This window comes from Arthrobacter sp. 10T416 (genome assembly GCF_056394165.1).
Genome location: NZ_JBFTHI010000006.1, coordinates 12,317 through 33,030 on the forward strand (window position 1 = coordinate 12,317; position 20,714 = coordinate 33,030).

Here is a 20,714-nt window from a genome sequence, read left to right on the forward strand (position 1 = left end):
GGAGGCAGAGATGCGCAGCCTCGATCTGGGAAAGCGGTGACCAAACATGGCTGAGACCCATTCCTGTAGGCGACGCTGCACGATCTGCCCCCACTACGTGCCTCACGGTCCTCCAGAAACCGAGCGACTGCAGTAAATGCTGAGGCCCCCATACCATATACCGAATGCCGTGAAGGCGGAATGGGTGTGCCAGGTTAGGTGGCCAACCGACGGCGATAGAACAGGTACTGGACGACGAGTCCGACTGTCTCAGCGCAGATTCCTGCCGCGACTACGCCGACAGCGCCGGCGCCAGCCGCGAGGGGGAATAGTGTCACTACCCCGGTGACCGCGGAGGGAATGATGGCAGTAGTGATGCTGTTTGCCCCGCCCGCGGAAACAAGCACCAACCCCATGCCACGGGATGCACAGATGATCGCTAGGAGGGCCCCCGCAGACCAGGCCAGTCCCGGAGTAATGCCGATTTCTCCGGCGAACACGAAACTGGCAACCCAGCTCGCGAGCAATGCGAAGCCCGCACCGCAGACGACGCCCAGGATGATGTTTAGCTGGATGGTCTGGGTCCGGCGCCTGCCTGCTCCCCCGTCCGGCGCCGATCCTAGCCAACTCTGGAGCCGGCTGGGGATTCCGGAAAGGACAGCCAACGACATTCGCATGAGCCTGTCGACTGCTGCAAACGCCGGGACGGCCGAGGGCGCGACGATGGCCGCGATGGAGGTCGGCAGGTAGGTGTAGACTACGCTGATCGACCGTCCCACGCTAATCACGAACTGACGACGCATTGCAGCGGGTGCTTCGCGGAATTCCGCCCATTTGGGCCAGGTCGGCCCGTCAATTCTCCGTGCAGCCAGACACAGCGTCAGTCCTACCTGACAAATCGTCAGGAGCCCAAAAATGACCGTACCGAATCCCGCCAATATCAACATCCCAGAAACCAGCGCGGTAGCGATCTTGGGCAGCGACTCGGTACCGAGGATCACGTACGGACGGTTCGTTCCGATGAAGAACCAGGTCGGGCTCAGCGCGGCCAAAGCCGTGCCGGCGGCCAGACTGGCAGCTTCAAGCCGACCGTTTGGAGCCAGCAAGGCAGCTAATACCGCCGCGAGGACTGTCAGGGGGACGGCGCTGAGGAGCCGAGACGCCAGCGAAATCCGATACAGCCGGAGCCGCCGTCGTTGCCCGAGTCGCGGCAGTTGCTGCGGCCCTACGACCCCCCAGCCCAACTCCCCCACAACTGCGGCTGCGCCGCCGATTGATTGCCCGATTGCCATGACCGCCCAGCCGCTCGCGCCAAACGTGGTGGAGACGGCTGGAATTACCAACAGCGGAGACAGCGCACCCGCTGCGGGGATGAGGAAGTAGGGAAGAATTCCCCACACCCTTTTCAGGTATCGAGACACGTTGCCGCGGCCTAATCGACGCGAACGAGAGATGCTGCCGCGGCTGCGGCTTCGACCATGGGGACGCCGAGTTTGGACACGAATGTCGCATCGAATTCACCGGCGGATCCGCCCGCTTCGACAGACCGCATCTGCGTGGCCAGCTTGCTAGCTAGCTCGTCGGGATCCGCGTCGGCGACGGCCAATCGCCGGTGAAGCGAAGCCCTGGTGCCATCTACTTCGTTAGTCACAGCCCGGCCGCCGGAGACGACCATATCTAGCGGCGGGTGCGAGGGATGCGGACTGGCCTGAAGCGAAAGCATTACCTGCGCGGAGGCAATCCGTTCAAAATACCCAGACCACGTGAGGCCACCAAGCGGATTCAACATCACGCCTCCACCGAGCGGCAGCGCTTTGTGCCGCTCGCCTACGCTTGAGAATTTCCAACCCGCTGCATCGCCGTTCTGGACGACGAGGCGCATTGTGGCTACGCCAAGACTGAACATATTGCGTGGCTTGCTTGGTCTGCCGTAGAAGATGACCTCACGTACAGACTTTCCGGAAGACTGGTCACGGCGGATTTCTCGGAGGCGTGCGAGATCCAGTTGCGGGGCGAAAACCAGGTTCCGCTCCACCGAAACGTTCGCATTACGGGATAACGCGGAGGCAAGTGGCGCAGAGTTCACCAAGTTCACGAATCCAGCCTTATAGGTGCTCGCCGCGGTGAAGGCATCCGTGGAGGCGGGGAGAAAGGACGGCTCGAAATCTTGGATCAGGTATATAACGCGGGCGGGGTCGAGCAACCCAAGCCGTGCCCTCACATCAAGGGCGTGCGCCGTGGTCCAGTACGTTGCGATCCATACGTCTGATGGATTCACTTCCAAACTGGAGATCTTGACGGAGCTGACTATTTCCCATTGCGCATCCTGCAGCTTGAAGTCTTCTGCCAATAGACGGCGGATCGCTTCGTGGTCGAGTCGAGAATAAGGTCCAGAAAATGCAACCAGTCTCAGTTTTCGGTTCAAAGCACGCGCAATCTCGACTCCGACGTCTATGGCTGTCCGCACCCCTGCGAACAGGCCGGCCGCCGAAAGAGCTGGCAGCAAAAGGTTCACGGCCGGGGCCGGATGCTGTGCGACCTTCAGATTGGCGAGCGCTAGGCTGTGGCGGGTCAGGCCGGAATAAGCCCCCAAGGTTGGGTTCTCCCGGATGGCTGACGTCACTGTCCGCTCGAGGCTCATACGCTCAAGGCGGGCCGCCACGCGCACCTTTCCCGCCGATGCTCTCTGGCTAAGGTTCATGAAAATGTCTCCTGTAGGTGCTTCAAGACAGCCCTTGGCGTTGAAGATCAAGTTTGAGAAGCTCGTACCTGTCTTTGACGTAGGCCTCTAGTTGGACGTTGATGTCCGGTACAGTCGCGGACCGTACGTCGTGAGGGTTCGACAGCCAATTTTCGATCAGGCCGGTAACCGCCGAGACGTTTTCCACTTCGACCAGGAGAGGACCTGCGATGCTCCTGAGTTCGCCCAGCGCGGGGTTGGCCCGTGTTAGGACCACGCGGTTGCAGGCCAGTCCCTGCCACACCTTGTTAGCGATGACGCTGGAAGCCTTCTTGGAGTCCCCGAAAATTCCGAGAACGACATCCGACGCCGCGATGTAGGACGCCAGTTCGGGTTCTGCGACAGAATCAACGAAGACGCAAGCCGGAAGCAAACCAAGTCGAGCGAGAGCTCGCTCCACGTCGGGCCGGGTGTTTCCGGTACCAATTAGGGTGAGGGAAATTCCCGACCTATCCGGAATTTCGGATAAAGCTTCTACGAAGGCTGCAAGGCCATGGAGTGGCTGGTAGCTGCCGTAATAGAGAAGTCGGAGCGGGCCCGACCTCGTAGTCAGCCGCGGGCTTGCCCATTCGGGCGCGCCGACGGGCAGCCCGATGACCACGTCCTTTGCACCGTATTCTTGCTCAAGCATCCGTGCCCGGACCTGCGTGTCCGTGACCAGCACTGATGCTAAACGGGCAGCCATTTTGTCCAGGAACAGGCCCGCGCTTGCTCTAAGATTTGGTTTCTGTCCCCAGTCACCAACGCGCGTTTCGTAGAGGCCCACAAACCAATCGACCAGAAGGGGAGCCCGGTGATACCTCGCAACGAGCCAGGCGAGGGGTGCGTACTTTAGGGCGAACTCCGGAATGACGATGAGTCCGTGAGTTCCTCGACGAGTGCCCAGCGCACCCTGCAGCAGGGACCGGCTCTTCCGCAAGTAGCCCGGATTGTCATCGATCTGCAAGACCACAGATTCCATAGCGAACTCTCGGTCCAGGAACTCCCGGAGCCGCCGGTTCCGCGGGTAGTCTTCGACAATCACCCCGACGAAGAGTGCGGATCTGCTCGACTCGCCACTGGCGCGTTGACTCATGCTCCTACCGCTTTTGCTCAAGGCTTTGGGAGGCGAATTCGACGACAGTATTTGGATGAGTCATAGCAGCCCGAACCAAGTAAATATAGCGGCGAAGGCTTCCCCTCCGTTCCCCGCTCGCGTTACGTATGAGCGCCAGGGCTTCTTGGGACCGCTGTCCCCGGATGGCTACAGGCAGTCCGGCAATATCGGCGTAGTGCTCACGTATCGCCTCAGCGTCCCGTACGCTGCGGATTGCCGCGTCGGCCGATTTTCCTCCAGTCATCCGATACCTGGAGGTTGGTTCGGCCGATGTTGCAATCGGGCCGAGAAGGCTGCCGCGAATAATGAGTTCGTAGTCCTCCGCGTATCGGGGCCACACGGCAGCAACCTCCTCAGACATTGCTCTCCGGAGTTGGGGGGCAGACCACACAACGGAAGCGGGGGGACACGGGCCGTAGCCCCGCTCCAGGAGGCTGGCGGTAGTAATAGGAACCGACCACGTCTTTAACATGGTTTCACGCCCGTCTGCATGCAGGCCGACAGTCCGGCCGCAGACGGCCACTACCCCTTCCTCCGCGATCGTTGCCACGGCCGACTGAACTCCGGCCGCGATAAGTGAATCGTCGGAGTCCAGAAAGACTATCGCCGTGGACTCAGTGTTGGCCCGCCTCAACCCGTTCCGGCGGGCCGCGGCCGCACCGGCGTTCGACTGGGATAGGACAGTTGCGCCAGACTCTCGGGCCATGTCGGCTGTGGCATCTGTGGAGCCATCGTCCACTACCAATACTTCCGCGGCATCTGCAGCGAAGGCACTTTCAACGCATTCCGATATTGTCGCTTCAGAGTTGTATGCAGGAATTACAACGCTCAGTTGTGTTACACCCATGGACGCGTTATACCAACCCTAACAATTCGATCTTCTTCTGATGGACTTCCAAACCTCGTGCAACAACATCTGGCCGCTCTTGGTACCAGGCAATGGCCAGTTTCCAGAGCTCACTTCGCGTGTACGTGCGCCCGTTGAAGCGCGCCGGCACACCTCCCGAGGACGATCCATTCGCGGCCGCGACAAAATCGTCGATGAGTGAATTGTCGGGTCCCAGCATCGGTCGTGCTCCCGGCGAGACCTCCGCCGCTACGCCCAGTTTGAGAAGAATTTCGTTGGCCTGGGCCGCAAGTAAATGGTTGCCCGGATGGTTAACCGATAGAAATCCATCAACATCTGAAGTATCAATATGAGGCGATACTCGAATATCGAGACTGCATTCACGCTGAACCAACTGTTCGATGGATTCTTGCGTGATGCGTTTCAGCACGGATTCAGACGTCTTGTACGCATCGAGCCAACCGGCCCCCTCGGCGGCACTCATGCCCCGGCCAGCTGCAGAGAGAAACCGCAGATCGTGATATCCAGTAACGGGCATCGCAACGTTCATGCCGCTGTCGTCACGGATGTAAACCTGAAAGGGGTGCAAACCATTGTGAAACGCCACGGGTATCGAAAGTCGCGTCGCGGATGCCGGCAGCAGTCCCGCCAGTTCGTCGGTCCCCTGTCCCAGGTCTCTGTAGGTGGCTTTCACGTGTTGATGGATGAACAAGTGTGCCTGCGATGCAATCTTGGCTACTAGGCGGAGCTCAGATCTGGAGATTAGGTGGACCGGTGGAATTTTAACTAAGTCGTAGCCCAGCTTTTTCGTGCCAGTCAGAAGCTGACGCAATGGCTCTGCCTGACAATTGCCGTAAACGAGTCCGAGGCGAGTGGTCCCACGCATTCCTGCAGCCGAATACAACCGGGGATACTTGGCCACAGATTTCGCTCGCTCGAGCGCAGACTTACTGCTGGCCGACAAGGACATCTCAGGCACCCCCCGAATTTGAACGGTTTTTTAGCAGTGGCTTTTTCTGCATGGATTCCCGTATGGACTCGACGGTGTTCCGCCATGCGTACTGTCTGCTCACGGAGGTCCTGGACTCGTGGTCCTTAGCGGAAGAGACCCTCAGCTGCGCTGCCGCAAGGGATGCAGCAGCAAGCTCCGTGTCTCCGAGGCTGAAGAAGCTGGCCGGCGCATCTCCAGCAACCTCCCTCATTACGGGTATGTCACTCAGTGCTAGAGGGGCCCCAAAGTACCTTGCCTCTATCACTGGGAGCCCAAAGCCCTCATCCAGCGTCGGGAAAACGACGAGTTTCGCGTTCGCATAGAGCCAAGCCAATTCCTCCGTGTCCATGAACCCGAGGAACCGTATCGCGCCGACCCCGACGAGGGTACGTAGGTCGTGCGGAAGTTCGAAGGCCCTGCCGTGCTTCTCACCCACGACCACGACGGGCACTTCGGGCGAAATCAGACCAGCTGAGGAAAGCGCCCGCAGTCCGTACGCCAAGTTCTTCCGTTCGTTGAGGCGCCCGACGATGAGGGTGAAGGCATATTCGCCTAAATCCTGGGCTGGCATCCTCGGCACGGCTGCTGCAAGATCGGAGCTGATGGCCAGCCCCACAGGATGGACGCCTTCGGCCCGTCCCAAGACCCTTTCGATCCGCGATACTTCCGTTCGTGTCGAAGAAAAAATTTGCCAGGCATTCGAGAGCGACAATTTCAGCAGCTTGAAATAGGCGCGTTCCGTCCAAGTGAACCATTGCGGGCTGGTCACAAAAATCAGGTCATGAACGAATGCTGAAGCTCTGCGCGTGAACGGCGGAACAAAGTTGTGTGTTAGGACGTGATCGGCTCCGATCCGCCGTAGCAGGAAGGGATATTCCATGAGGACCGCAAGCCCGTGCTGCCTGACCTTAAGCGCGTGTACCTGCTCCGCAGGCAGCAGCAGCTCCAACGCGATGCTGTCTTTTGCACGCGGGTCGGTGACCACATGAATTTCATCCGAGGGAAAGCATGAACGCCACTCCCTGATAACTTCCTGCATCACGTTGCGGTTGGAGATCGGGCCCTCGAACCACCAAAAGGCGTCAAATACGATTTTCAAGGTTTTTCCTCCCCCCGTTCGTCGTCGCCCGAGTCAGATGGTGCGTTCTGACCGCGCGGAAAGAGCCGCCTCCGCTTCTTCCGGGTGTAGGCATGGCATCGCTTCGGCTCGCCCTAGGGTGTGCACGCTTTTCCGAAGTCATCGAAAATGACATTCCAATAATGGCGAAGAGCAAGACGACCATCACGTGCCACCGCAGATAATCGAACGAGAACAGCATGGCCGTCATGAAGATCAACAAGGTTCGGACGTAGGTTCCGGCCTTTGAAAATGTGTAAAGGTAGATTGCGCTGAGTCCTAGCAGACCCACGACCCCCGCGGTCGCCAGCGTTGTTACGAGCTGGTTGTCGACTATATTGAATCCGTTTTGCTGAAAGTATCCCTCACTAAACAGCAGGGGCTCGGAGCCGAACCCGGATCCCCATATGACCTCCGAAGGGTCCCGGGTGAACAGCATTGGCACGGACTCAAGGGCCCCCGCGCGGTTTGTGTAGGAGCCGGAGTCCATCAACTGGTCGACAAGCGTGGAGACTCCCAGATCGACCGCAATGAACGCGGCAATAATGACGGCCACGGTGAGATAGCGAACGGCTTTGTTCCTGGACTCACTGGACATGAAGTAAAAGAATGCCAAGGCCAATCCAATGGCCACAACGACGCTGCGGGTTCCAGTGAGCAGAATCCCAACCACAAGAACAGAAAGTAAGAGCACAAAGCTCGCCGGGCGGTAGCTCTTCCGGCGCAACAGCAACATCAGCAGACCGACGGCCACCAGGGTGGCTGCCGCAATGGGGTGGCCCATGGTGCTTTGTGCGCGAGGAACTGTACCTCCGAGGAACGGATTGGCCAGAATGACGTCCGTCCCGTCAGTTGTCTTTCCGTATCCCCACAGAAAAGGCTCCTGTCCCAAAAGCTCCGAGACGGACAGCAGGGAATGCGCGCCAGCCAAGAGAACGAGCCCAGCCATGAAGACCTGCCTGTCCTGAGGTCCCATCTTGGAACCGACGACAACCGTCATGACTCCAATCAGGCCGAATTGGAGTAGCACGGAGAGACCTTCGGGGTTTACCAGGCTGGTGCTGACCAAAAACACGGCGAACCACGCAAAAACGATGACCCGTATCTTGTGTCGCCTGAAATCCTGACGCGGGGCGACGAATCCGATCAGTAGGAACACGCCCATGATCAGGAGGCCTGTCGAAGATGCTTCGCGGGGAACGTTGGTGTTGACCGCCAGACTTGCAACAGCTGTCGTGGACAACAGCGCGATTCCTCGAACATTGCCGGACCGCCGTACAAGGCTGACTGCCATCCAACCCAGGAACGCGAGTGCGGCACCCCACACAACGTAAATTTCCATCCCGCAGATCCCCCAATAATGATGTCGCCCGACCTGAGTCAAGCCGTTCCGAACTGCCTGCCGAGTGGGCGAGCGAAGTTCGCGCCAACCAGAGCGCCCCGATGCGCGACAAGACTATGAATCCGGCATCGTCAATCTTAGATCCGGTATGAAAGATGCTCCGGTCCGGCCGGTTAGGTCTAGTTGGCCAAGCTGAGCAGGTACGTGCCGTATCCGCTTTTGACCAGCGGCTCCGCCAGCGTGCGCAGTTCGGCGTCGCTGATGAAGCCCTTCCGCCAGGCCACCTCCTCAGGTGCCCCAATCTTAAGACCCTGACGTGATTCTACGGTGCGGATGTAGTTAGAGGCGTCATTGAGGGAATCGAACGTCCCGGTGTCCAGCCACGCTGTTCCCCGCGGCAGGATAGAGACGGACAGCTTGCCAGCCTCCAAGTAGATGCGGTTCACGTCCGTGATTTCGAGTTCGCCTCGGGCGGAGGGCACGAGGTTCCTAGCGATATCCACGACGTCGTTGTCGTAAAAGTAGAGTCCTGGAACGGCATAATTGCTTTTCGGCGAACTCGGCTTCTCCTCGAGCGAAATCACCTTACCGGACTCGTCGAATTCGACCACGCCGTACGCCGAGGCATCAGCCACCTGGTAACCAAACACGGCGGCGCCATCGATGTCAGCGAGGGCCGACAATTGGGTTCCCAGTCCGGAACCATAGAAAATATTGTCCCCCAACACCAAGGCCACCTTCTCGTTAGCGATGTGCTGCTCGCCCAAGACAAAGGCTTGCGCCAAACCCCCAGGTTCTGGCTGCACTTCGTACGTCAGGTTGACGCCGAAGCGCGCTCCGTCGCCGAGAAGACGCTGAAACTGTCCGACATCTTGCGGAGTGGTGATCACCAATATGTCTTGGACTCCGGCGAGCATCAGAGTGGACAGCGGATAATAGATCATCGGCTTGTCGTACACCGGGACCAGTTGTTTGCTGATTCCGTGGGTGATCGGATGAAGTCGTGAGCCGGTACCCCCGGCAAGAATGATTCCCCGCATGGCACTTGTATACAGGTGGAATGCGAGGAGATGCAAAGTTCCAAGACTCAAAACGGTATCGTACGACTGTGAAAAACTTCCTTGTCACCGGCGGCGCCGGGTTCATCGGCTCGAATTTCGTTCATTATGTGCTGGAAAACACAAATGACAACATCACGGTTCTGGACAAACTCACGTACGCCGCGAACATGGAATCATTCCGCGGCCTCCCCGAGGACCGGTTTCGCTTCGTCAAGGGCGACATCTGCGACGCCGCCGTCGTCGACGGCCTGGTGGCCGGGGCCGACGTCGTGGTCCACTACGCCGCTGAATCGCACAACGATAACTCGCTGCACGATCCGCGTCCGTTCCTGGACACCAACATCATCGGCACCTACACGCTGATCGAAGCGGCCCGGAAGCACCAGAAGCGCTTCCACCACATCTCCACGGACGAGGTCTACGGCGACCTGGAACTGGATGACCCGGAGCGCTTCACCGAGGACACCCCGTACAACCCCTCAAGCCCCTACTCCTCGACCAAGGCGGGTTCGGACCTGCTGGTCCGGGCCTGGGTGCGGTCCTTCGGGCTGCAGGCCACCATCAGCAACTGCTCGAACAACTACGGCCCGTACCAGCACGTGGAGAAGTTCATCCCGCGGCAGATCACCAACGTCATCGACGGCATCCGGCCCAAGCTGTACGGCAAGGGGGAAAACGTCCGCGACTGGATCCACGCCAATGACCACTCTTCGGCCGTGCTGGCCATCATTGCCAAGGGCCGGATCGGGGAGACGTACCTGATCGGTGCCGACGGCGAGAAGAACAACAAAGAGGTAGTGGAGCTGATCCTCAAGCACTTCGGGCAGGCCACGGACGCCTATGACCATGTGGTGGACCGGCCCGGCCACGACCTGCGGTACGCGATCGACTCCTCGAAGCTGCGGACCGAGCTCGGCTGGGAGCCGCAGTTCTCCGACTTCGGGTCGGGCATCGAGGACACCATTGCCTGGTACCGGGACAACCAGGACTGGTGGCGGCCGCAGAAGGCCGCAACGGAGGCCCGGTACCAGGAACAGGGCCAGTAGGACATGACGATCGAGTTCTCGAAGAAGCTCACCGCCCACCCGACCCCCATCCCCGGCGTCGTCCTCTACGACCTCCCCGTCCACGGCGACAACCGTGGCTGGTTCAAGGAGAACTGGCAGAGGGAAAAGATGGTGGCCCTGGGCCTGCCGGACTTCCGGCCGGTGCAAAACAACATCTCCTTCAACGAGAAAGCCGGCACCACCCGCGGCATCCACGCTGAGCCGTGGGACAAGTTCATCTCCGTGGCCACCGGCAAGATCTTCGGCGCCTGGGTGGACCTGCGCGAAGGTGCGACGTTCGGCGCCGTGTTCACCGCCGAACTGGACCCCAGCCAGGCCGTCTTCATCCCCCGCGGAGTAGGCAACGCCTTCCAGACCCTGGAGGACAACACCGCCTACACCTACCTGGTCAACGACCACTGGTCCGCCGACGCCCAGGGCCAGTACACGTTCCTGAACCTCGCCGACGAGGCAGCCGCCGTCGGCTGGCCGGTGCCCCTGGCGGAGGCCGAGCTCTCGGACAAGGACAAGGCCCACCCGCGGCTCGCGGACGTGGTTCCGATGCCGCCGAAGAAGATCCTGGTCCTGGGCGCCGATGGCCAGCTCGGCAAGGCGCTGCGTGCGGCGTACGACGGCGAGACGTACGTCGAGTTCGCCGGCCGGGCAGGGTTCGACCTCGGCAGCGAGGACGCCTTTGCCGCCCGGAACTGGAAAAACTACTCCACGATCATTAATGCCGCCGCGTACACAGCCGTCGACAACGCCGAGACCGCCGAAGGTCGCAAGGCCGCGTGGGCGGTCAACGCCACCGCCGTCGCACGGCTGGCCCGGACCGCCGTCGAACACGACCTCACTCTGGTGAACGTGTCCTCGGACTACGTCTTCGACGGCACCCGCGAGTCCCACGTTGAAGCCGAGCCCGCCAGCCCGCTGGGCGTCTACGGCCAGACGAAGGCTGCCGGGGACGCGGCCGTCAGTACCGTGCCGAGGCACTACACGGTGCGCACCAGTTGGGTCATCGGCGAGGGCAACAACTTTGTCCGCACCATGGCCTCCCTGGCCGCCCGCGGCATCGAACCGTCCGTGGTCGACGACCAGATCGGGCGCCTCAGCTTCGCGCAGGACATCGCCGCGGGCATCCGTCACCTGCTGGAGTCGGCGGCGGAGTACGGGACGTACAACCTCAGTAACAGCGGGGAACCGCAGTCCTGGGCGGACATCGCCGCCGACGTGTACGAACTGGCGGGCAAGCCGCGGAACGCCGTGACCGGCATCAGCACCGAGCAGTACTTTGAAGGCAAGGAAGCGGCCCCGCGCCCGCTCAACAGCGTCCTTGATCTATCCAAGATCAACAACACCGGATTTCACCCAACCACTGTTAGATCCGCTCTGGACGTCTATGTCCGCGGGCTGATGCCCCGTAGCGGATAGCGTCACACTCGATCTACGGGCCTGCACCGTAACGTATGGTTATTCAGATTCGGGTCGAAGAAAAACGTCGTGGTTGGCGGCTTAACCGCAGAAAATGACGACGACCCATTGGGGGAACAGGAGCAGATAGTGCGCATTTCCGTGATTGGCTGCGGTTACTTAGGTGCCGTTCATGCTGCCTGCATGGCGAAGCTCGGCCACGAGGTTGTCGGGATCGACATGGACGAAGCTAAGGTCAAAGATCTCGCCTCCGCGAGGGCACCATTTTATGAGCCGGGCTTAGAGGCCCTTCTGACCGAGGTCCAGCAAACGGGACGGTTGTCCTTCGCGACAGACATTTCAGCGGCGGCCGGAAGCCAGGTTCATTTCATCTGCGTCGGAACTCCGCAGAAGATCGGCGAGAACGGCGCCGACCTGAAGTACGTGGATGCCGCTGTTCAGGACCTGCTCCCCTATTTGGGCCCGGACGACGTCGTAGTGGGTAAATCCACGGTTCCGGTCGGAACGGCGGCCCGGCTTGCCGAACTGGTTACCGGCACGCATCACACCGCGCAACTCGTCTGGAATCCTGAATTTCTCCGGGAAGGGCACGCCGTGTCCGACACGCTGAGCCCGGACCGGCTCGTCTACGGAGTAGCCGATGGATCAGAGGACAACCCCTCTGTAGCCCTCCTCGACGAGGTTTACGCCGCGCCCTTGGCCGCAGGCACGCCAAGGCTAGTGACCGACCACCCGACGGCTGAACTCGTCAAGACCGCAGCGAATTCATTCTTGGCCACGAAAATCTCCTTCATCAATGCCATGGCGGATCTGTGCGAAGCCGCCGGCGCTGACGTGACTCGGCTGGCCGATGCCATCGGACTTGACGACAGGATCGGGCGTAAGTTCCTCAACGCCGGGATAGGGTTCGGCGGCGGTTGCTTGCCCAAAGACATTAGGGCTTTTATGGCCCGGGCAGGCGAACTTGGAGCAGACCAGGCACTGACCTTTTTGCGGGAGGTGGACGCCATCAACATGCGTCGCCGCACGCGAGTTGTTGAATTGACCCGCGAACTTTGTGGCGACAGTCTCCTCGGGCAGAGGATTACAGTCCTCGGAGCTGCTTTTAAGCCTGAGAGCGATGATGTGCGCGATTCGCCGGCGCTGAGCATAGCGGCGCAACTCCAACTTCAGGGTGCCGTTGTGACCGTCACAGACCCCAAGGCTTTGCCAAACGCGGCTCGGAGGTTCCCCGAACTTCACTATCAGCCGGATTTCGATAAGGCTGTGAGCAAGGCCGATACCCTTTTGCTGCTGACTGAATGGCCGCAGTATCGCGATCTCGATCCCTACGAGGTCAGTTCAAAGGTCTCGTCGGCAAAAATCCTCGACGGTCGGAATGTTTTGGACCCGGAAAAGTGGCGCGCCGCCGGCTGGCACTACAGAGGTCTCGGGCGCCCGTAAGATCTTGCTTTCTTCGCCACGTCGCCGCCCGGACCGTGTCCAGGCGGCGACGTGGACCAGTGTTTTGGCCCCTCCGCCACGTGAAGCCACCGGTCCTCTGCACTTAGTTCACGAGTGCTTTCAACCAAATTTTGAGCTCTTCGCCGAACTCCAACCGCTCGGATGCGATGGTGATGACTGCCTTGAGGTAGCTGAGCTTGTCGCCGGTGTCATAACGCCGGCCCCGGAAGATCACGCCGTATACGCCGGAGCCCGCGCCGTTACCAGCCGCTAGAGTCTGGAGCGCATCCGTCAGCTGGATCTCGCCGCCGCGGCCCGGCGGAGTGGACTCCAAAACCCCGAAGACGGAAGGGTGCAGAACATACCGGCCGATGACTGCCAGGTTGGACGGCGCCTCGCTGACAGCGGGCTTCTCCACAAGGGTGTTGACGCGGACGAAGTCCTCGCCGTCGATGGCGGTGACATCCGCGCAGCCGTAGGCGCTGATCTGTGAGGGATCCACCTCGATCAACGCGACGACGGAACCTCCGGTCTTCTGTTGCACCGCCATCATGGTGGTGAGCAGGTCTTCTGCTTCATCGATCAGATCATCGCCCAGGAGGACGGCAAACGGATCATCGCCTACATGCTGCCTTGCGCACAGCACGGCGTGCCCAAGGCCCTTAGCCTCGCCCTGCCGGACGTAATGGATGGGCCCGAGGTCGGAGGCCTCATGAACCGCTGCCAAGCGCTCCGTGTCACCCTTGAGCTCCAGCGTCCGCTCGAGTCCGGGCTCTCGATCAAAGTGGTCCTCCAGGGCGCGCTTGGTGCGCCCCGTAATCATCAGAATGTCCTCAAGGCCTGCCCGGACGGCTTCCTCGACGACGTACTGGATGGCGGGCCGGTCCACCACCGGCAGCATTTCTTTGGGCATTGCCTTCGTTGCCGGCAGGAAACGTGTCCCCATTCCGGCAGCAGGAATGACGGCTTTTCTCACGGATTTCCCCCAGGTCATAGCGGCAGTCTAGCGGTTCCCCTTAAAGACCGGGCTGCGCTTCTCCTGGAACGCCAGGAATCCCTCGGCGTAGTCCTCACTCTTGCAGAGCCGCGCCTGCTCCGCGTTCTCCTCCTCCATGGACGCCCAGAGGCCCAGCCGCTGGTCGCGGATGTGCGCCACCAGTTCCTTGCTGGCGTTGAACGCGCCGGTGGCGCCGCTGGCCACGTTGGCGACGATGCCGCGGGTGGTCGCCAGCAGCTGGTCCGCCGGCATGGCCCGGCTGAACAGCCCCTGCGCCACGGCCTCGGTGCCGCTCATGAGCTCGGCGGTGTAGATCAGGTCCAGGGTCCGGTGCATCCCGAGCCTTTCCGTGAAGTACCAGTGTCCGCCGGAATCCAGGGTGGCCCCGAGCTTGGCGAACGGGGACCCGAACTTGGCGTTGTCCGCGACGTACACCACGTCCGTGGCGAGCAGGAGCCCGAGCCCCACGCCCAGGCAGGCACCGTGGGCCGCGGCGAACGTCGGTGCGGGGAAGGAGCTCATCTTCTGCAGCAACGGCTGCACCAGGCCGCCCAGGTAGCCCTGGACGTCGTCGTTCGCCGGGGTGACCCCGGCGATGTCCCTGCCCGCGCAGAACGCTCGGCCCTCACCGCGGAGCAACAGCGCCCGGACCTCGCCGCGAGCGGCGGCCGCGGCGGCGTCGTCGTACGCCTGTGCCAAATCCTTCAACGCCTGCTCGTCCAGCGAGTTCAGCTTCTGCGGGGCGTCCAGGACAACTTCGGCGATGCCGTCGGCGACGGTCAGGGAAATCATGCGGCTCCTAGGGTTCGAAAAAAGGCGGCGGAAGGCTAGACGTCGAAGTCGACGGTGACTTCGGGGGTGGTCGGGTGGGACTGGCAGGTCAGGACGTAGCCCTTGTCCAGCTCATCCTGCTCCAGCGCGTAGTTCTCGTCCATCGTGACAGTTCCGGTGACCACCTTGGCGCGGCAGGTGCCGCACACCCCGCCGGCACAGGCGAAGGGGACGTCCGGCCTGACCCGCAGGGCCGCGTTCAGGATCGATTCACGGGCGTGCGTGGGGCTGGCCACCTCCCCCTGTAGGCCGTCGAGTTTGAACGTGATCTTGTACGTTTCTTTGGACTCGTCGGCGATCACGGGACGGCCGATGTTGCCTTCGGGACGGTCCGGTTTGCCGGAGGTGAACAGCTCGAAACGGACATGCTCAGGCTTGACGCCGCGGGCCGCGAGGGTGTCGCGGCACAGTTGCACCAGCTCGAAGGGCCCGCAGAGGAACCATTCGTCGACGTCGTCCGCGTGGATGGCGGTGCCGAGCAGTGTCTGCAGCTTCTCGGAGTCGATCCGGCCGCTCAGCAGCGGGGCGATCCGCTGTTCGCGGGACAGTACGTGGTGCAGCGCAAGCCTGGCGGGGTACTTGTCCTTGAGGTCGGCCAGTTCCTCGAGGAACATCACGTCCATCGCGGCCTTGTTGGCGTAGACCAGGTCGAAGCGCGTGTCCGGGTGCGCCGCGAGCAGCGTCCTGGCAATGGCGATGACGGGGGTGATGCCGGATCCAGCCGCGATGGCCACGAAGTTCCCGGGCTCGCCGGCCAGCTCCTCCGGATGGTTCATCGAGTTCATCACGTTTTGTTCGACCGGCTTGCCGTCACGGCCGTGCTTGGACACAAAGGCACCCATCGGGCTCATCACGTCCAGGACGTCGCCGGCTTTGAGCTCGGCGTTGGCCCAGGTCGAGAACATCCCGCCGAGGTCCTTTTTGATGGCCACGCGGATCTCGCTGCTGCCGTCCGCGAAGCTGCGCGGCTCGGCGCAAATGGAGTAGCTGCGGCGCACCTCGTGCGGTTCGCCCTGCTCGTCCGGCAGCGTGGTGCGCAGCGCGACGTACTGTCCCGGGAGGTAGTCGAACTGTCCCGCCAGTTCGGGCGGGACGCCGAAGGTGACCTCGATGGCGTCGTCGGTGAGGCGGCGGACCTCGTCCACGGCGAGGGCGTGGAAGGACGCACGACGGCGGCCGGTTGCCGTGGCCTGCTCGGCGGCGGTCTGGCGGACAACAGTCATGGGAGCACCTGTTCCTTACAAAACTTTGAAGTAGTCGAACGGTTCCTTGCAGTCCTGGCAGACGTAAAGCGCCTTGCAGGAGGTGGATCCGAAGCGGGTGAGTTCCTTGGTGTGCAGCGACGAGCACTGCGGGCACTTCACGGCGAGGGAGAGCCGGACCGGCCCGGAGTGTCCGCCGGCGGCCGAGCGGCCGGAGGGCGGCGCAATTCCGTACTCCTGCAGCTTGGCCTTGCCTTCCGCGCTCATCCAGTCCGTGGTCCAGGCCGGGGAAAGCACCAGGTCGACGTCGACGCGCGGATAGCCGGCCCGGTTGAAGGCACGGGTGAGGTCGTCGCGGATGGCATCCATGGCCGGGCAACCCGAGTAGGTGGGCGTGATGGTGATCCGCACACCGGGGACCATACCGCCGTCGTCCGCGGTGGGCTCCTTCGTCACAGTGACGCCGCGGAGGATCCCGAGATCCGCGATGGTGAGGACCGGGATCTCCGGGTCGCACACCGTGGCGGCGAGCTCCCAGGCCTTCTGCTCAGCAGTCTGTTCCCGGCGGACCGTGGAATCGGCCGTGGGGTGGCTGACGTACATGTCCGGCATGGTTACCAGCTCGCTCCGGGGAATTCACGGGCCAGGACCTGCATCTCGGCGAGGAGGTAGCCGAGGTGCTCGGAGTGGAGGCCGCGGCGTCCACCGCCGGGGGCGGGCTGGACCTGCGGAACCTCGAGTTCGGCCTCGGCCAGGACCTCCGCGGTGAGCCGGTCGAAGTCGGCGCGCAGGCTGGAGGGCTGGACGGAGACGCCGGAGTCGCTGAGGCGGGCGGTGAGCTCGTCGTCGCGGAAGAGCTCCTCCACATACGGCCAGATGACCTTGAAGCCGTGGATCATCCGCTCGCGGGATTCCTCCGTCCCGAGCGCGAGGCGCAGCACCCACTGGGCGCTGTGGTCGCGGTGGTAATCCACTTCCTTGACGGCCTTGGCCGCGATCCCGGCGAGGGTGGCGTCGGTGGATTCGGCCAGACGGCGGTAGAGCTCGAACTGGTAGTAGCTGACGACGAACTGGCGGGCGATGGTGACCGCGAAGTCACCGTTGGGCTGTTCGAAGAGTTCCACCGAACGGAACTCGTGTTCGCGGCGGAAGTAGGCGAGATCGTCCTCGCTCCGGCCGTCCAGTCCCCCGGCGTAGCTCAGGAACGACCGGGCGTGGCCCAGCTGGTCCAGTGCGATGTTGCCCAGGGCGATGTCTTCTTCAAGCTCAGGGGCACGGGAAATCCAGTGGGCCAGCCGCTGGGCCAGGATCAGGGCGTCATCGCCCAGGCGCAGGGCGAGTTCGGCGGCATCCTCGCTGGGCTTTGCGGTCCCGCGGCTGACGGCCAGGGCGATGTCCTCGGGCCGGAGGGCGTTGCCCGGGGTGATGCGGGTGGCGCTGGCTGTGCCGTCGCCCCCGGCGCCCGCCCCGGCGACGCCGACGGAAATGTTGCCGTGGCCGCCGTCGTGGTCCGTCTCGGTGGTGGTCTCTGGGGTGCTCACAGGTGCTTCACGCCCTCGCTCTTGGTGTAGTACGTCGCGTGCCGGTAGTCCTTGCCCTGCGGCGACTCGAAGAAGGCGCCCTTGGCGTCCGGGTCGCTGGAGGCGATGGCATCCGCGGGGACAACCCAGATGGAGACACCCTCGTTGCGGCGGGTGTAGAGATCGCGGGCGTTGCGCAGGGCCATGGCGGCATCCGGGGCGTGCAGCGATCCGGCGTGGACGTGGGAGAGCCCGCGGCTGGAGCGGACAAAAACTTCCCAGATGGGCCAGACGTTGCCTGCGTGCGGTTCGGGGGTGGGGGCCACGTTGGGGCTCATGCTGCGGTTTCCTTTTCTGCGAGCTTCTTTGCCTGCTTTTCCGCGTAGGCGGCAGCGGCTTCGCGCACCCAGGCGCCGTTCTGGTGTGCGTCGCGGCGCCGTTCCAGGCGCTGGGCGTTGCACGGGCCGCGGCCGGCCAGGACTTCATGGAACTCGTCCCAGTCCAGGGGCCCGTGCTCCCACTTCCGGGTTTCATCGTTGAAGCGGATGTCCTTGTCCGGCAGGGTGAGGTCCAGGACCTTGACCTGCTCCATCATCATGCCGACAAAGCGGTTGCGGAGCTCGTCGTTGCTGAAGCGCTTGATGTTCCAGGCCATGGACTGCTTGGAGTTGGGGGAGTCGTCGTCCGGCGGACCGAACATCATCAGGGCGGGGGCGTACCAGCGGTTCACGGCGTCCTGGGCCATCTGCTTCTGCTCGGGGGTACCGTGCGAGAGTTCAAGCAGGATCTCGAAGCCCTGCCGCTGATGGAAGGACTCTTCCTTGCACACGCGGACCATGGCGCGGCCGTAGGGACCGAACGAGGCGCGGCAGAGCGGCACCTGGTTGGCGATAGCGGCGCCGTCGACCATCCAGCCGATGGCACCCATGTCGGCCCAGGTCCGGGCCGGGTAGTTGAAGATGGACGAGTACTTGGCCTTGCCGGCCATCAGGTCCTGCATCATCTGGTCGCGCGGCTGGCCCAGGGTCTCGGCGGCGGAGTACAGGTAGAGGCCGTGGCCGGCCTCGTCCTGGACCTTCGCCATCAGGATGGCCTTGCGCTTCAGGCTCGGCGCACGCGAGATCCAGTTGGCTTCCGGCTGCATGCCGATGATCTCCGAGTGGGCGTGCTGGGAGATCTGGCGGAGCAGGGTTTTGCGGTACGCCGGGGGCATCCAGTCGCGGGGCTCGATCCGGGAATCGTCCGCCATGACCTTGTCGAAGTAGGCCTGGCCCTCGGCGTCGTAGCGGGCCGCGTCCTCGGGGCTCATTTCGTGCCTGGCCTCGTGCCGTGCCGGCGATGGCTCGGCGGGCACTGACTGCAGGGTCTGCGATGCCATGGTTGCTCCTATGCATTTCCGATAAATAATTACCGACCGTTCGTTCAGGATATGCGGAAGGCGGGAAACGAGTCAAGCACACGACGACGGCGCCGCCCTCCCGGCGGCGACGTCGGGAGACGCATGTTGTTACTCCCCTCGGGAGAGCCATAGAATAAAGCAGATTTGCATACACTTTGGGGGAAAAGTGAGCTTTACGGCCGAAAGCGAAGACATTCGGAGACCTAGCAAGGGTGAGCTCGCGCAGAAGGATCCGTCGCGTCGTAACGGGTGGGCGGCGAAAATCCGGCGAAAGCTCTTCGTGGCGGACGCACTGCTTATTGCTTCGACGGTAGCCGCTGCCCAAATCGCGAGATTTGGATTCGATGAGGACATGTCCCTCACATCCCAGGCTGGCTACACTCTTGTTTCCCTTATTTTGGCGGCCGGGTGGCTTCTCGCCCTAGGCGTGAACCAAAGCCGAGCAGCAGCGATCCTGGGCATCGGAAGTGAAGAATACCGGCGGGTCATGACGGCAACTTTCAGCGTGTTTGGGCTACTGGCCATCATTTCGATGCTGCTGAAACTTGACATCGCTCGAGGCTACCTCGCTTTTGCATTCCCCGTTGGGCTAGTTGCGTTGCTGGCAGTGCGTAAAGTCTGCCGGTTATGGCTTGTGAAACAGCGGCGTGCCGGACGCTATTCAGATACGGCGGTCCTTGTCGGTCATCGCAACGACGTCGCGTTCGTGGCCAGCCAGATTGAACGCCTTCCGGCCGCCGGGTACCGGGTAGTAGGCGCCATTCTCGAGGAGAGCTCCGTCAACGACAACACCCGTCCTGTGCTGACCTTGCAGGGATCGGAGGTACCTGCCGTCGGTACTTTGACATCAGTTGTTGCCACCGTCAATGACATGCGCGCCCAGTCGGTCATAGTGGCGGGCTCAGTTGGTGCCGGCCGGCATTTCCTCAAATCGCTTGGCTGGGAACTTGAAAAGACGGGCGCCTCCCTGGTCCTGGCCAGTCGGCTCACCGACATTGCAGGACCACGCATCCATTGGAGACCCATCGATGGTCTCCCCCTGATGAGTGTGGAGCTTCCTCAATATTCCGGCGCTAAGCACACACTCAAGCGCGCCATGGATGTTGTCCTGTCTGGACTGGGACTGATCGTACTGTCGCCCCTATTGGCGGCAGTCGCGGTGTCCATCAAGAAAGCAGACAACGGTCCCGTACTTTACCGGCAACCGCGGGTGGGCATTCAGGGCCAGGAGTTCATGATGCACAAGTTCCGGACCATGGTAATCGATGCTGATGAGCTGGTGATTGACTTGTCCGCCCAGAACCAAGGCAACGGAGTGCTGTTCAAGATCCGCAAGGACCCCCGTATTACCAGACCTGGCAAGTTCCTGCGTCGCTATTCGATCGACGAGCTGCCGCAACTTTGGGACGTCTTCCGAGGAAAAATGAGCCTCATCGGACCGCGACCGCCCCTTCCCCGGGAAGTTGCGACCTATGAGGACCACATCCACCGCCGGCTGAATGTCCTGCCGGGGATAACGGGGCTATGGCAGGTGAGTGGTCGATCTGACCTGTCCTGGGATGAGAGCGTCAGACTGGATCTCTACTACGTCGAGAACTGGTCGCCCGCCGGGGATCTTGTCATCCTGTTCAAAACTGTTCGTGCGGTCCTCTCCAAGCGGGGCGCCTACTAA

The 20,714-nt window shown here is 62.0% G+C and carries 19 protein-coding genes; 4 read left to right on the forward strand and 15 right to left on the reverse strand.

Annotated features, from left to right (window positions below; genetic code table 11):
* Positions 1–194: 194 nt before the first annotated feature.
* The 8 genes from AC1DBE_RS08455 to rfbA all read right to left on the reverse strand — a co-directional run bounded on the left by AC1DBE_RS08455 (position 195) and on the right by rfbA (position 9,152).
* The gene (locus AC1DBE_RS08455) at positions 195–1,400 is read right to left on the reverse strand and encodes a hypothetical protein (RefSeq protein WP_476970230.1); all 1,206 of its coding nucleotides are present in this window, start codon (positions 1,398–1,400) and stop codon (positions 195–197) included.
* 11 nt (positions 1,401–1,411) lie between these two features.
* A complete protein-coding gene (locus tag AC1DBE_RS08460; protein WP_476970231.1) occupies positions 1,412–2,731 on the reverse strand; it encodes a rhamnosyltransferase WsaF family glycosyltransferase in 1,320 nt (439 codons plus the stop codon).
* Positions 2,703–3,794, reverse strand: coding sequence for a glycosyltransferase family protein (locus AC1DBE_RS08465; protein WP_476970232.1), 1,092 nt, complete (start codon positions 3,792–3,794; stop codon positions 2,703–2,705). Before AC1DBE_RS08465 ends, AC1DBE_RS08460 begins: the two co-directional genes overlap by 29 nt.
* Positions 3,795–3,798: 4 nt before the next feature.
* Positions 3,799–4,662: a glycosyltransferase family 2 protein gene (locus AC1DBE_RS08470; protein WP_476970233.1), complete on the reverse strand. Its 864-nt coding sequence runs from the start codon at positions 4,660–4,662 to the stop codon at positions 3,799–3,801.
* Between the two features lie 7 nt (positions 4,663–4,669).
* Positions 4,670–5,632 (reverse strand): WcbI family polysaccharide biosynthesis putative acetyltransferase, encoded by a 963-nt coding sequence (locus AC1DBE_RS08475; protein WP_476970337.1) that lies wholly within the window; start codon positions 5,630–5,632, stop codon positions 4,670–4,672.
* A gap of 1 nt (position 5,633) precedes the next feature.
* Positions 5,634–6,752 carry a glycosyltransferase family 4 protein gene (locus AC1DBE_RS08480; protein ID WP_476970234.1) on the reverse strand — a complete coding sequence of 373 codons (1,119 nt, stop codon included), beginning with the start codon at positions 6,750–6,752 and terminating at the stop codon, positions 5,634–5,636.
* Complete coding sequence (locus AC1DBE_RS08485; protein ID WP_476970235.1) at positions 6,736–8,112, reverse strand: O-antigen ligase family protein; 1,377 nt, start codon at positions 8,110–8,112, stop codon at positions 6,736–6,738. The genes AC1DBE_RS08480 and AC1DBE_RS08485 overlap by 17 nt, the downstream gene beginning before the upstream one ends.
* Positions 8,113–8,291: 179 nt before the next feature.
* A complete protein-coding gene (gene rfbA / locus AC1DBE_RS08490; RefSeq protein ID WP_476970236.1) occupies positions 8,292–9,152 on the reverse strand; it encodes a glucose-1-phosphate thymidylyltransferase RfbA in 861 nt (286 codons plus the stop codon).
* Between the two features lie 68 nt (positions 9,153–9,220).
* Here rfbA and rfbB point away from each other — a divergent pair, with 68 nt between their 5' ends.
* From rfbB to AC1DBE_RS08505, 3 genes are all read left to right on the forward strand, one after another.
* Positions 9,221–10,219, forward strand: a complete 999-nt coding sequence (gene rfbB / locus AC1DBE_RS08495) for a dTDP-glucose 4,6-dehydratase (RefSeq protein ID WP_476970237.1) — start codon at positions 9,221–9,223, stop codon at positions 10,217–10,219.
* Between the two features lie 3 nt (positions 10,220–10,222).
* Positions 10,223–11,650, forward strand: a complete 1,428-nt coding sequence (locus AC1DBE_RS08500) for a sugar nucleotide-binding protein (protein ID WP_476970238.1) — start codon at positions 10,223–10,225, stop codon at positions 11,648–11,650.
* Positions 11,651–11,779: 129 nt separating this feature from the next.
* Positions 11,780–13,093, forward strand: a complete 1,314-nt coding sequence (locus AC1DBE_RS08505; RefSeq protein ID WP_476970239.1) for a UDP-glucose dehydrogenase family protein — start codon at positions 11,780–11,782, stop codon at positions 13,091–13,093.
* 103 nt (positions 13,094–13,196) lie between these two features.
* Here the strand turns inward: AC1DBE_RS08505 and galU are convergent, their stop codons facing one another.
* From galU to paaA, 7 genes are read right to left on the reverse strand one after another with little or no spacing between them, the layout of a single operon-like run.
* Positions 13,197–14,087, reverse strand: a complete 891-nt coding sequence (galU, locus tag AC1DBE_RS08510) for a UTP--glucose-1-phosphate uridylyltransferase GalU (RefSeq protein ID WP_476970240.1) — start codon at positions 14,085–14,087, stop codon at positions 13,197–13,199.
* A 9-nt stretch (positions 14,088–14,096) separates the two neighbouring features.
* Complete coding sequence (locus AC1DBE_RS08515; protein ID WP_476970241.1) at positions 14,097–14,882, reverse strand: enoyl-CoA hydratase/isomerase family protein; 786 nt, start codon at positions 14,880–14,882, stop codon at positions 14,097–14,099.
* Between the two features lie 35 nt (positions 14,883–14,917).
* Complete coding sequence (gene paaE, locus AC1DBE_RS08520; RefSeq protein ID WP_476878609.1) at positions 14,918–16,144, reverse strand: 1,2-phenylacetyl-CoA epoxidase subunit PaaE; 1,227 nt, start codon at positions 16,142–16,144, stop codon at positions 14,918–14,920.
* A gap of 15 nt (positions 16,145–16,159) precedes the next feature.
* Positions 16,160–16,735 carry a 1,2-phenylacetyl-CoA epoxidase subunit PaaD gene (gene paaD / locus AC1DBE_RS08525; RefSeq protein WP_476970242.1) on the reverse strand — a complete coding sequence of 192 codons (576 nt, stop codon included), beginning with the start codon at positions 16,733–16,735 and terminating at the stop codon, positions 16,160–16,162.
* Positions 16,736–16,737: 2 nt separating this feature from the next.
* On the reverse strand, positions 16,738–17,664 hold the full coding sequence (paaC, locus tag AC1DBE_RS08530; RefSeq protein ID WP_476970243.1) for a 1,2-phenylacetyl-CoA epoxidase subunit PaaC: 927 nt from the start codon (positions 17,662–17,664) through the stop codon (positions 16,738–16,740).
* A complete protein-coding gene (gene paaB / locus AC1DBE_RS08535; RefSeq protein WP_476878612.1) occupies positions 17,661–17,981 on the reverse strand; it encodes a 1,2-phenylacetyl-CoA epoxidase subunit PaaB in 321 nt (106 codons plus the stop codon). The genes paaC and paaB overlap by 4 nt, the downstream gene beginning before the upstream one ends.
* Positions 17,978–19,021, reverse strand: coding sequence for a 1,2-phenylacetyl-CoA epoxidase subunit PaaA (gene paaA / locus AC1DBE_RS08540; protein WP_476970244.1), 1,044 nt, complete (start codon positions 19,019–19,021; stop codon positions 17,978–17,980). The genes paaB and paaA overlap by 4 nt, the downstream gene beginning before the upstream one ends.
* Before the next feature lie 301 nt (positions 19,022–19,322).
* Here paaA and AC1DBE_RS08545 point away from each other — a divergent pair, with 301 nt between their 5' ends.
* Entirely contained in the window at positions 19,323–20,714 is a 1,392-nt protein-coding gene (locus tag AC1DBE_RS08545; protein WP_476970245.1) for a sugar transferase, read from the forward strand.